This is a genomic window from Bradyrhizobium sp. ERR14, assembly GCF_014198235.1.
GTDB lineage: Bacteria > Pseudomonadota > Alphaproteobacteria > Rhizobiales > Xanthobacteraceae > Bradyrhizobium.
The window spans coordinates 213,057-226,413 of the sequence record NZ_JACIHD010000008.1; the positions used below are offsets into that span (position 1 = coordinate 213,057).

At 60.4% G+C, this 13,357-nt stretch carries 8 protein-coding genes; 2 read left to right on the forward strand and 6 right to left on the reverse strand.

Features of this window, described 5'->3' with window-relative positions:
* Positions 1-2,173: Calx-beta domain-containing protein (locus GGD62_RS23340; RefSeq protein ID WP_183710407.1), on the forward strand; the 2,173-nt coding region annotated here is incomplete at its 5' end.
* A gap of 144 nt (positions 2,174-2,317) precedes the next feature.
* Here the strand turns inward: GGD62_RS23340 and GGD62_RS23345 are convergent.
* The 4 genes from GGD62_RS23345 to GGD62_RS23360 form a co-directional block, all read right to left on the reverse strand.
* Entirely contained in the window at positions 2,318-2,932 is a 615-nt protein-coding gene (locus tag GGD62_RS23345; protein ID WP_183710409.1) for a transglutaminase-like cysteine peptidase, read from the reverse strand.
* A gap of 846 nt (positions 2,933-3,778) precedes the next feature.
* Positions 3,779-5,095 (reverse strand): HlyD family type I secretion periplasmic adaptor subunit, encoded by a 1,317-nt coding sequence (locus GGD62_RS23350; protein ID WP_018322876.1) that lies wholly within the window; start codon positions 5,093-5,095, stop codon positions 3,779-3,781.
* Entirely contained in the window at positions 5,092-6,849 is a 1,758-nt protein-coding gene (locus GGD62_RS23355) for a type I secretion system permease/ATPase (RefSeq protein WP_179731453.1), read from the reverse strand. Before GGD62_RS23355 ends, GGD62_RS23350 begins: the two co-directional genes overlap by 4 nt.
* Positions 6,850-7,119: 270 nt before the next feature.
* Positions 7,120-9,654: an Ig-like domain-containing protein gene (locus GGD62_RS23360; protein WP_246800251.1), complete on the reverse strand. Its 2,535-nt coding sequence runs from the start codon at positions 9,652-9,654 to the stop codon at positions 7,120-7,122.
* A 702-nt stretch (positions 9,655-10,356) separates the two neighbouring features.
* Here GGD62_RS23360 and GGD62_RS23365 point away from each other — a divergent pair.
* Entirely contained in the window at positions 10,357-11,319 is a 963-nt protein-coding gene (locus GGD62_RS23365) for a class I SAM-dependent methyltransferase (RefSeq protein ID WP_038948887.1), read from the forward strand.
* 26 nt (positions 11,320-11,345) lie between these two features.
* Here the strand turns inward: GGD62_RS23365 and GGD62_RS23370 are convergent, their stop codons facing one another.
* A complete protein-coding gene (locus GGD62_RS23370) occupies positions 11,346-12,173 on the reverse strand; it encodes a hypothetical protein (protein ID WP_183710411.1) in 828 nt (275 codons plus the stop codon).
* 21 nt (positions 12,174-12,194) lie between these two features.
* On the reverse strand, positions 12,195-13,268 hold the full coding sequence (locus GGD62_RS23375) for a glycosyltransferase family 2 protein (RefSeq protein WP_183710413.1): 1,074 nt from the start codon (positions 13,266-13,268) through the stop codon (positions 12,195-12,197).
* Positions 13,269-13,357: the final 89 nt, after the last annotated feature.

The following is a 13,357-nucleotide window of genomic DNA, read 5'->3' on the forward strand; positions in this document are numbered from 1 at the left end:
CGCGCCGGTCGGCGCCGGCGTCTTCGACTATACCGAGGGCGTCTTCCCGACCAACGTCTATCAGAATGCAAACTACTTCCGCGACGTCGTGTTCGCCCCGTCCAACATCATCGCGCTCCTCAACACGTCGACGATCTATGCCAGTGAAGCGGCCGGCACGGCCACCGTCACCGTCACACGCTCCGGCGACCTCTCGTCGCAAAACACCGTCGAGTACACGACGAACGAAATCGGCACCGGCGGAAGCGCGACGGCAGGATCGGACTTCATCCAGCCCACCTTCAACGGTCGGGCGAACACCGGCCAGATCGTCTTCGCGCCGGGCGAGAGCACGAAGAGCTTCACCATCCCGATCGTCAACGATCAACTGATCGAAGGCAACGAAACGTTCGCCATCGGCCTTCAAAATCCCGGCTCCGGCTCCCTCGGGGCTCCACGCACTGTGCTCGTAACCATCGTCGACGACGACTCACCCGCCTCGATCGCTATGGCGGACGTCGTGGTGAGTGTCGCGGAGAGCAGCCCGACGGCGACGATCACGCTGCTCCGCAGCGGCAACGTCAGTCAGGCAGCCACGGCCGGCTTCACGACGAGCAGCGGCAGCGCACTTGCAGGATCCGACTACACGACCACATCCGGCACGGTGACCTTTGCTGCCGGCCAGGTGAGCCAGACCATCTCGGTGCCGATCATCAATGATGCGACGCCGGAGAACGACGAGACCTTCACCATCACCTTGAGCAATCCGACGGGCGCCACGCTTGGCGCTCAGGCGACAACGACCGTGAAGATCCTGGACAACGACAACCCCGCTCTCGGCAATCTCGTGGGCGAGACGGCCGTCTCGGGGCTGAACCAGCCTGCGGCGATGGACTGGACTCCCGACGGCCGCTACATGTTGGTCGCGCAGAAGGACGGCGTGGTGCGGGTGGTGGACAACGGCACATTGCGATCGACTCCGCTCATCGACCTTTCGAGCGAGATCAATGATTTCGGTGATCGCGGGCTGCTGGGGATCGCGGTGAACCCGAATTTCGCAACCAACCACTATGTCTACCTGCTCTACACCTACGATCCGCCCGAGACGGCGGGCCAGAGCGGCCTTGCGGCCGCCGATCAGGGCGGCAACCGACCTTGTCGTCTGGTGAGGGTCACTGTCGACTCCAGCACGATGATCGCCGATCCGGCCAGCGAAGTGGTGCTGGTCGGCAAGAACAGCACCTGGGCCTATACCAGCCGTCCCGACGCGAACAGCGGCGGTGATCCCAGCATCGTTCCTTCCGGGATCGTCAACGGCACCACGATCACGGCTCCCGCCAGCCAGATCGAGACAGGAGCGCAGGACAACGATCCCGACAGAGCCGGCATCCAGAACCAGAACATCCGCGACTATCTTGCGACCGACAGCGATTCGCATTCGATCGGCGCCGTTCATTTCGGCCCTGACGGGTACCTCTACATGACGGTCGGGGATGGCACATCGTACAACTTCGTCGATCCCCGCGCAGTGCGGGTCCAGGACATCCATAACCTCTCGGGCAAGCTCTTGCGCATCGATCCTGTCACGGGCGAGGGAGCGCCGGGCAATCCGTATTATCAGGCCGGCGATCCAAACAGCAATCAGTCGAAAGTGTTCTACTACGGCGTCCGCAACGCGTACCGCTTCAGCTTCGATCCCGTCACGAATCTGCCTGTGCTCGGAGACGTGGGCTGGAACAACTGGGAAGAGCTCAATACGGGGCCCGCGGGCTCGAATTTCGGATGGCCCTACTTTGAAGGTCCGAACAAAACCGCCAGCTACCAGAACCTCTCGCAGGCGATCACCTTTTACAACAATGGCAACCGCAACAATTTGTCCGACCCGCCTGCCGTGTTCCCGATCCTGCCTCTGAGCCACGGGGCACCGGACAACTTCCACGTGATCACCGCGGGAGATTTCTACAATCAGAACACGATGTTCTTCGACGACGTCTACAATGGAACGATCTTCGCCGCGACGCTCGATGCGAACCGGCAGGTCGCAAGCGTCCAGTTGGTGGACAACGTGCAAGGCATTGTGGACATGCAGAAGGGGCCCGACGGCTGGCTCTATGGTGCCGATATATATGACGGCACGATCCGGCGTTGGGTGGACCCCTCGGCCGCCGGCAACGTGGGCCTCGCGGCGTCATGACGACGAGTGCGCCGGGAGCCCCACTTGTGAGACTTGTATAGGTCAGTGGGGCACGCCAGAGCCGATGCCCTCACCGCACTTGCATGCTTTGAGACAGTCGTCCCGCCGGTGCAGTTCCGCATGATTCCGGCCACATGACAGGAGTCATGCTCCCGGACGGCCAATCGTCGTCCACAGTCGGCTGTCGCTCGGCATCTGCATGCGAACCCAACGATACGGCACCCGCGACCAGAGCTTAATCTCGGGCACGAGGTTATCGAGGATCAGGTCGCCGCTCCTGGCTCGCACCACCAGCACAAGGTGATGGTCCCCAGAGCTGGTGACTACTTCGCTCAATAGCAGGACCCGCGCGGGCCAGCCGCGTTGCAGCAGTTCGTGACGCTTGCTCACTGCGTAGTCGTTGCAATCGCCACGATCGGGGTTAACGATCCACTCCTCACCTGCAAGGCCGAGTTCATTAGGCTGCGGAGCAATGGCGCGGTTCACGGTGCGATTGACTGCTTTCAGCTCCTCCCACCGTTCCTTCGTCAACCGGGTCGGCCCGCCGCGGAATGAGCGCCGCGGGCGACACTCGGCCTGATAGCGCAGACAAAACACCGTATAAGTGAGGGGCGGAAGGGTCGGGCGTCCCTGCTCGATATGCGCAAGGGCCGCTTGCGAAGCCCCTGGCGCGGTCAACAATGCCGCGCCCGCCCACTGAACGCTCCCGATCATGACTGCCAAGGCTGTCGCAATGATCGGTCCCGAGGTTGGTTGCATCTGCCGATCCCCCTGCGAACGCCGAACTAAGGCCAGGATCCTCACCGCACAGCGCGGCCGCCCCGTCGTGGGAAACGCGTCGATTATATTATTTAATCCTATTTCAATTTAAATAAACGTTCAATGCTTTAATAGTAATTAAATAGACATGGGAAGGTCGCAGCAGGTCTCCGCGGTTCGTGCCCCAGGAAGAATGGGGAAGCACGAGTGGGGCGGGAAGTCCTGATCGGCTGGGTCGTCCGATCGAAAGGCTCATGAAGCGCGCACCGTGCGTCTCGCGGATACGGAGCTGCAGCAAAAGCTCAACGTCAAATTACAATAAATCTGTTGATTTAATTATTCACTGAGGCAAGTCTTCAAAATGGACTTTCCCGGACAGGATTGCATATGCCAGATGAGTTGCTCGTCATTCTGGGGGCCGAAGCTATAATCCTTGCCTTCGTGACCGCGATGACACTGTACGCCAGGCGAATGGACGTACTGAGCGGACGTTCGTTCGAGCGATCCTTGGTCTCGCCCACGGGCAACAGGCATCCGTCACGGTCGATGCGTCGAAAGCCGCGCGATTTACTGAGGTTGATCAGGCGGTGGGGTGACTTCACCACGTTCGCTGCGCTAAATATCCTGCGGCGGCCTGACATCACCAGAACGCAGCGGCGGGGCTTTCAAATCAGACCGCAGACTCCGTCCCGGCGCGTGATGCGCTTTCGTCGGCCGGGCACGCCCGCCGCCGATGCGTCCGGCCGCCCAGCCGCGCTTTCAGGGGCAGGTCGCAACGCCGGCGACCAGGGATAGGGCGCCGGCGCCGAATGCATGCGGTCGAGCGCTGCTTGCTTCCGCGACGCCTCAGCGCTCCTTGAATGCACGCTCCGCCTGATCGTGCAGCGGCTTGAGCAGATAGGACAGCGCGGTCCGACCAGCTGTCTTGATGAAGACCTCGACCGGCATTCCTGGCAGCAGCTTGGCCGAACCGAGCTTCGCCAGCTCCTCCGGCTTCAACAGGATGCGACCGGTGTAGTAACTCGTGCCGGCACGTTGATCCTGCGTGATGTCTGCCGAGACCATGCTCACTTCGCCGTCGATCTCGGGCGTGGTCTTCTGGTTGAACGCTGCGAAGCGCATCGTCGCTGTCTGCCCCACATAGACCTGGTCGATGTCCTTCGGTGCGATCTTGACCTCGACGGCAAGCGAATCCGCGTCAGGCACGATCAGCATGATTTGCTCGCCGGGTGAGATGATGCCGCCGACCGTGTGGACGCTGAGCTCGTGGACGCGGCCGGATTGTGGCGCCCTGATATCGATCCGATGCAGTTGATCGACCGCCGCAGTCTTGCGCTCGCCCAGTTCGGAGAGTTTTGAGCGCGTTTCGATGAGGTCCTTGCCGACTTCCGTCCGCAGGTCCTGGTCGATCTGAATGCTCTGGAGGCCGATTTCGGAGATCTTGCCTTTCGATTGCGCAATCATGCCGGCCAACTGGCTGCGCTCGCCTTCGATGCGTGCGGAGTCGCGCTCGAGGGAATTGAGCCGCGTGATCGGCACCAGATTCTTCTGCCAGAGGCTGCGCACGCCCTCGAGCTCCTGGCGGATGAACTCGACTTCCTTCTGCTTGGCCTCGGTCTGCCCCGTATAGCCCTTGATCTCGTTCTCCAGCTGCGCGCTTCTCTCCTGCAACTGCGCTTTTTGGCCGCTCCTTGCCTGACGGCGGAGGTCGAACAGCTTCCGCTCCGCAGCGATTGCACGGCTCGCCTCGGAGTTGCTCTCCTTGGCTCGGTCGAGCAACACCTTGGGAAAAACGACCTGCTCGGCACCATCGCGCTCGGCCTCGAGACGAGACTGGCGCGCGAGCAGCTCATCGATGCTGTTCGTGACGATCGTCGCATTGGCGAGCGTCTGAGTCTCGTCGAGGCGGATCAAAACGTCGCCTGCATTGACCCGATCGCCCTGGCGCACGCGCAACTCACCCACGATCCCACCCGTGGAGTGCTGAACCTTCTTGACGCTCGAATCCACCACGACCACGCCCTGGGCGATCACCGCGCCCGACAATTGGCTCGTTGTCGCCCAACCGCCGATCCCAAATGTCACCAGACCGAACAGGATCATACCGACGATCATATAACGCTGGATGGATTGCAATGCCGGCGCCACCACCTGGCCGTTCATCGGTTGCCTCCTTGAGCTTCCGCGACCACCTTGAGCGGCACGGGATTTCGCAAGACCTTCTTGAGGACCTCCTCCCTCTTGCCGAAGGACTGAACCCTGCCTTCCCCGAGGCACAAGACATGATCGACGCCTTCAAGCGCCTTCGGACGATGGGCGACCACGACGACGATCCCGCCGCGACGGCGCACGTTCAGGATCGCCTCGGTCAGCGCCTCCTCGCCCTCGGCGTCGAGATTGGACGAGGGTTCATCGAGCACCACCAGGAACGGCTTGCCGTAGAAGGCGCGAGCGAGCCCAATGCGCTGCCGCTGCCCCGCCGACAGTGCTAATCCTCCCTCGCCGATCTTCGTGCCGTAGCCATCCGGAAACGAAAGGATGAGATCGTGCGCGCCCGCGGCATGCGCGGCCTCCAGAACAGCGGCGGCGGTCGCCTGCGGATCGAAACGCGCAATATTCATCGCGATGCTGCCGTCGAACAACTCCACGTCCTGAGGCAGGTACCCGATGTGCTTGCCGAGGGCGTCAGAAGACCAGTGATCGAGTGCGGCGTTGTCCAGCCGTATCCGGCCTCGAATGCCCGGCCATACCCCAACCAGCGCACGTGCCAGCGTCGATTTGCCGGATCCGCTCGGACCAATGATTCCAACCGCCTGCCCGCACCGCAACTGGAACGACACGTCATTGACGGTGGGCTGCTCCGAGTTCGGAGCGCCGATATAGAGATGCTCGACGGTGAGAGTTTCAACAGGAGGAGGCAATGCCAGCCGCTCCTCCTCGCCGGGCAGAAGTTTCAGCAAAGCATCGAGCCGCCCCCCGGATTGCCGGGCAGCAACGAACCCTTTCCAGTTCGCAATGGCCATTTCGACAGGCGCCAACGCCCGCGCCGTGAGGATTGATCCGGCAATGATGATCCCGGCCGTCGATTCCTGGTTGATGACGAGGACTGCGCCGACGGCGAGAACCAGCGATTGCAAGATCGCTCGAAAGAGCTTGGAGACGCCTCCGAGCCCGTTAGCGACGTCGCTGGCCCGCTCATGTGCAGCGAGGTACTTCGCATTGACATCCCGCCAACGCAACGCCGCCTGCTGCCGCATGCCCATGGCCTGCAGAACCTCGGCATTTCGCCGTCCCTCGAGCGCCAGTGCCGCTCGCGAGACTGCGAGACGCGAGGACGCCTTTGCCGGCCCGCGCGTCCGGGTTTCCGTGAGCATGGTAATGCCGATCAACACCAACGCGCCGGCCAGCGCAGTGACGCCAATCCAGAAGTGAAAGAGGAAGCAAACGCCGAGATAGATCGGCATCCAGGGTAGATCGAAGAGCGCAGTCGGCCCGCCGCTCGACAGAAAGCTGCGGACCTGATCCAGATCCCGCACCGGCTGCAGGCCGTCGCCATCGGCCCTGGTCTTCAAAGGCAGACGAACAAGCGCGTCGAATATGCGAACGCCGAGCCTTTCATCCAAATACCGCCCGACCCGCGCGCTGATCCTGCTTCTGACGAAGTCGAGCCCCCCCTGAAACACGTAGAGGACCGTGGCCAGAACCATCAAGGCGACCAGCGTCGGTATGCTGCGTCCGGGCAGCACGCGGTCGTAGACTTGCAGCATGAAAAACGAGCCGGTGAGCATGAGGAGATTGCTCATTCCGCTGAAGGCCGCGAGAGCCCAGAAAATACGGCGGCAAGACCGCAGGAAAGCCGACATCTCCGACTGCGGTTCCTCATAGGGCTCCGCCGGTCCGGACCGACCAGCGAACATCCGTTGCCGCAGGGCCTCGACTGGCCGCCTCGCCAAGCCGATCAGTCGCGTGGGCCGCAGTTCGGCGTCATCCGCCCACTGTCGTCCGGACGCCCAGAGCTCTGATATGTGAAGAAGTGGAATCCGAATGAGATTCGCGGGCGGGGGGAATACCCCCCGCCGTCCAAAGTCAATCATGGTAGTCGCCCTTGAACCATGCCTTTGACGGAAGATCCCCCAAGAGATCCCCAAGGCAGTTGTTGAGTACTACTCGGTGTGGATGCCCACACCTTACGCGAAGTGGAAGTCCTGGCTGGTCAACGAACCGACCTTCATGTTCTTCAGCGTGAGCGTGTCGTCCCCCGTCGCGATGACGACGTCGCCGCCTGATTGGGTCGCGTGGGAGAGAACACTGGCAAAACTGTCGAACACGCTCTTACTGAACTCGATCGTGTCGTGAGCAGGTCCGCTGGCAACGAAGCCCTTGATGACATCGTTGCCGAAATTCGCGGCAAACGAGAAAGTGTCGGCCTTGCTGGTGCCAACGAACACGTCATTGCCTGAAGTGCTCGTCTGTGTATTGCTGGTCGTTGAGCTCGAAGTAGCAATGGTCTGCGTGGTGCTCGTGGACGACGTAGCCAGGCTCGAAGTACCGACCTGCCCATCACCGTTGAGATCCTGATGGAAGCTTGTCTCAAGCGACTTGAGGCCAGAGTCCGTACCCGACACCGAGCCGCCCGAGGTGGAGCCGGTCAGGGTGCTGACATGGGAGACGTAGTTGCCGTCATTGTCGGTGTTCCACGCCGTGTATTGACCGGTGCTCGCCTCTTTCCAGGCAACCTGATAGCCCGTCGCCGTCTTCTCCGCACCAATGGGAGTCCAGGTGCCATCCGACCCGCTCACGAAATCGGCACCGCCATCCTTCAGCGAAGGGCCCGTTCCGCTGCTGCCGTTAAGGTAGAATTTGCCGCCACTCCCAACGAGACTTGTCACACCAGCCGACTCGACGACCTTGCCAGTTGTCTGCGCTGGCGACGTCGGTGCGGTTGCTGTGGAAGTACCGATCTGACCGTCACCGTTCAGATCCTGATGGAAGGTGGCCTCCAGCGATTTCAGGCCGGAGTCCGTACCCGACACGGAGCCCCCCCACGTTGACCCGGTCAGGCTGTCGACATGGGAAACGTAGTTGCCGTTGTTGTCGGTGTTCCACGCCGTGTACTGACCGGTGCTGGCCTCCTTCCAGACAACCTCATAGCCCGTCGCAGTCTTTTCCGCACCAATCGGTGCCCAGGTGCCATCCGACCCCTTCACAAACGCCACACCGTCATCCTTCAGCGTGGGGCCCGATCCGGTGCTGCCGTTGAGGTAAAATTTGCCGCTGCTCTCAACGAGAGTTATCGAGCCGGCCGACTCGACGACCGTACCGGCAGTTGGCGACGTGGGCGCGGTCGGCGACGACGGTGACGTCGGGGCCGAGTTGCTGATGCTCGCCGCGAACGCGGTGGACGCCGTGCCGGTGTTGCCTGCCGCGTCCGTTGCCTTGGCGGTGAGGCTGTGCGAACCGGCTGCTAGGGCAGCGCTGGTGTAGCCCCACGCGCCACTGCTGTCGGCCGTGACGGTCCCGATCTGGGTCGTGCCGTCGAATACCTTGACGACGCTGCTCGCTTCCGCCGTGCCCGACAACACCACCTGATTGGCACTGTTCACCGTATGGCTGGCCATGGTCGGCGCGGTCGGCGCTTTGGTATCGACGGTGATTGCCAACGCAGACGACGCCGCGCTGGTCTGACCCGATGTGGTAGTCGCCGTTGCGGTCAGCGTGTGCTTGGCGTCAGTCAGGACCTTCGTGATGTAGTCCCAATTGCCGCTCGAATCCGCGGTCGTCGAACCAATCTGGGTCGTACCATCGTAGAACTTGACCGTGCTGCCGGCAGCAGCGGACCCCTTGAGCTCGATCGTGTTGTCGTTGGTGATCTTGTCGCCAGCGGTGCCGCTATCGGTCGAGAACGACGCGATGACGGGAGCGGATGGTACAGTCGGGGCAGACGGGGCTGTTGAGCCCGAGCCGCTGTTCGCAGACGTGTTGAGCGTCGCGACAAGGGTCCCGCTGTCATCGACGTTGCCGGTGTAAACCGGGGAGTTGCCGGTGAATGCCGTCGGGCCCCAATAACCCCCGCCCATATGATTGTTCGTGACGACCACTCCCGTGACCGATCCGCCGTTGAACTGGGCCGAGCTGTAGATGTTGTAGCCACCACCGTACAGCAGGTTGTTGTCGACAGTGACGTCCGAGACGGGCCCGAAGTAGTTGTCGATCATGATCGCAGCCGTTTGGGTATGGTCATTGATGACCGTGTTATGGCTGATCGTGATGTTGGAGTTATTCCCGTCGATCGAGATACCGTCGTAGTGCGGAGATCCCGACGCGATCATATCGTGGATATAGTTGTCCTTGATGAGGGTATTCCCTCCATCCACTCCGATCCCGTTCTCGACGTTGTAGATGTTGTTGGCGATGAACGTCCCTTGACCCATGATTCCATAGTCGCCGTCGTTGCCCGAGCCGACGCCATTGATCTCATTGTGCTGGATCACCGCCCCGGTCACACCCGTCGCAACCCTCACGGCGTAGAACGCGTCGGTCGTAACCTTGCAGTTCTCCAACGTGACGTTCGGAGCGTTGATGAAGACCGATCCATGGATGTCGAGGCCGCTGATCACGGCGCCCGCTGTGTTGATTACGAGATCCCCGTAGTAAGGAGTGAGGGTCACGCCCGCCGACACTCCAGTGTTCGTAGCATCAGGCCACGCAGTCGTCGTTGCCAAGATAAATTTCTCCTTCGCAGTTAAATCGAACGTGGGCGCATCATCCCCAAAGGCGCGCCACGGGCCGTGTCATGCTCCATCGGCGGGGGCTTTTTTGGGACAAGACGGCGGCGCGACTAGGGTCATTTTTTGGGTCCAACGCTCGACTTAATTCAGCGGGATTAAAAAAAACCGAAGCAACTCCGCCATATAAGCTGCACCAGATTGCGAGTGTTCGCGCGTTGCCACAAGAGCACACTGCGAACTTTTTCACTTCAATCTTCGTCAGCGCCGGCAGAGAGGGTCGTGCTCATCCACCAGCACGGGGCGCTCGGCATTTTCCAATTTAATTGGCGATATATAATCCCTGCCTTCAGCAAAGGATTACTGGCAAGACGCTCCTGGCCACACCTCACGAGAGATGTGGCGTTCGAAGGAGCCGCTTGGAGGGCCTGATGTTGAATCGCGCGCGGAGTTATCCCGCAATCGACCGCCGCTCACGCCAGGCTCGCTGCGTTGTTGCCAAAGCTACGCTGAAGATGCCCTTTCCGGCAGGCAAAGAGCCCAGGCGGCCCCGTGTTTTTACGGCCCGGACGAACTGGAGGGATGGCCGTGGTCTGGACGGTGGAATGCCAATGGGCCACAATATTCTCGTGCATCGAGATGGAGCGTTATCGGACCGCTGATTGCCCTCGTTTTCTTCGTTCAGATCGGAAGTGATCCATGCACTATTTCCGGAAGTCTGTTTACAGAATACTTGATCTGGTTTTGGCGCCGTTCATCCTGCTTTTTGCTCCGCTTGCAATCCTCGTGAGTCGCCTTCGTGATCGAGCCCCCTTGTCGAGGTCTGTCTGCGACAGATTTCAGTTCGCCATCGTGCGGCATCACTACTACGAGCCCATCGTTTTTCCGGCAGACCTGAAGCGCGATCTCGATCTGCCGAGGCAAATAGCCGGACTGAACCTGAACGAAGCGGCACAGCTCGCTCTGATCGCGCAATTCAACTACCGGGACGAACTACTCGCAATTCCGGTCCATCAAAAAGGCCCGGGCGAATTTGGCTACCACAACGGCTCCTTCGAGCCTGGAGATGCCGAATTTCTTTATAATATGATCCGTTACTTCCGACCCAAACGCATCATCGAGGTCGGCAGTGGAAATTCGACCCTCATGGCCCGCCTCGCGATAGCGGCGAACAGGAAGGACGATCCACGATATCATTGTGAGCAGATCTGCATTGAGCCGTTTGAGCAGCCGTGGCTCGAATCGACTGGCGTGACGGTTTTGAGAAAAAAGGTCGAGTGCTGTCCCGACAGCCTGTTCGAGACGCTGGACGAGAATGACATTCTCTTTATCGACTCATCCCACATGATCCGGCCGCAGGGTGACGTGCTGCACGAATACCTGCACGTGCTCGGCCTGCTTCGCCCCAATGTGATCATCCATGTCCACGACGTCTTCACGCCGCACGACTATCCCGCTCAATGGATACTTCGCGACCGCTGGCTGTGGAATGAACAGTATCTACTCGAGGCGTTCCTGAGCTTCAACCCGCATTTCGAGATCATTGGCGCGGTCAATTGGCTCGCCCGTTCCCACAGAGACAGGCTGAACGACGCATGTCCGGTTCTGATGCGCGAACCCTCGCGCCAGCCCGGTTCGTTCTGGTTCCGGCGGGTGGCATAGGCAGGAGGCCCGAAGCCAAGCACTGATTACCTCGGGCCGGCACGGCGGCCTGTCGCGTCATCGACATTTTCTCGCCAGACCGGGACGTTCTTCACAATCGAGCTATAGCCCCACTTGCCTCTGCCCATCCGGTTGTTCGTAAAAGAAACCCCGTCGACCGCCCCGCCATTGAATTGCGCCGAGCTGTAGACCGTGTAACCGCCGCCTATCAGCAGGTTGCCGTCGACTTCAATATTCGAGATCGGTCCGAAATAATTGTCGATCATGACCGCCGAGGTCTGCGTGTGCGCATTGATGACCGTGTTGTGCCTGATGACCACGTTGGAATTGCCGCCATCGATCGAGATGCCATCGTAATGCGGAGAACCGGACGCAAGGAGATCGTGAATGTAGTTATCCTGGATGAGCGTATCGGACCCGGACACGCCAATTCCGTTCTCGACATTATAGATGTTGTTTCCGACAAACGTACCCTGGCCAACGATGCCGTACGAACCATCGTTGCCGGAGCCGACGCCGTTGATCTCGCAATTCCGGATCACCGTGCCCGTTACACCCGGCTCGATTCTCACGATGTAAAACGACGCGGAAGTCACTCGGGAGTCCGTCAACGTCACGTTCGGCGCCTTGATGTAGACGCGGCCTGCAATGTCGAGGCCTGAGAAGGTCGCGCCGGCCTGATCCGCCACGACGTCGCCAGACGGCGTCAGCTTCGCGTCCGGCCGCACTCCCGTATTCGTTTCGTTGGGCCACTCGGACCTGTTGCGCTCGGCCGCGCGTGCAGCAACTCCACCGGCTTCGAGGCTCGCTACCGCAAGCAATAGAAGCGCCTGAACAAGGATCGGCTGCCGCATCTGGAGGCGCCCCCGGCTTCGCTATTGGGCCATCCGCTCCTTCGGCTGGCCCATCTCACCCTTCAGTCCCGCGACAAGTCCTTCGACCGCTGCGCGACTGTTGCTTGGCGCGCCCTGCAGCAAGAACCTGAATGCGTACATGAGCGAAACCGCAACTCGCAGAGGCAGCGACCACGGAAAATGCCGTCGCACGAAGCGAACGCAATTGCGGTGCTGGAGATAGACGGAGAGCACCGAAGCTCTGCCCGATCCCGTCGTCGTACCTCGCTTGTGAATGACGATCGAATCGGCCGCATAACCGAGCCCCAAGTGCCTTGCGCGAAGCCCCCAATCCATGTCCTCGTAAAACAGAAAATAGCTTTCATCCATGAGGCCGATCCGCTCGATGCACCAACGGGTCACGTACATCGATGCCCCCGAAGGGCTATCCATCGCGTCTTCAACGGCGGCGATGTTGCAGGACATGTCAATAAGCTCTCCCAGGCCTATGGCAACGTCTCTCGCCGCCAGCCTCTGCCAGGAAAGCCCGCCGCGAAATCTCACGTGATCTGCGTCGAGGCTGTCCAGAATGGTGCTGCCCACCATCGCCTTTCGGCCGGATTGTGCCCGTTCGTGCAGCGCCGCCAAGGCAGATTCGGTCGGCTGAGTATCGGGATTCAGGATCCAGATGGCGCACCAAGTGGGTATCGCAGAGAGGGGACGCAACCACGCGTTAATCCCGCCGGCATAGCCCAAATTGTCGTAGGCGCACCCCACCCAGACATTTGACGATCTTCCGCGCAGAGACAGGCGCTGAACGTTCGTAAACCGGCTGGTGTTGTCATCTAGGGCGATTCCAAACGATTGGCCCCGCCGGCAGGGCCCTTCTTCGCTGATCAGGACGCTTACAAGGTGGTGATAGGCATCACGACCGCCATTCTCGCAAATGAAGATGTCGAAAGTGGGCGACGTGGTCGCACGCGACAATGCCAACAGGCAATCAACGACGTCCTCCGAGTTCCGGTAACCGACGATGAGCACCGCGACCTCGGAAACGAGGCTCTCCGCCAGCCCATACGAAGCATCGGTTTCGCCAACCTTCAACGCGGTCGCCATGGGAACTTTCGCTGCACGATTTAATAAATTATCTAGATTCCCTATATTTAAATGACGGATATTGCAATCACATTTATTTTGTTTAATAT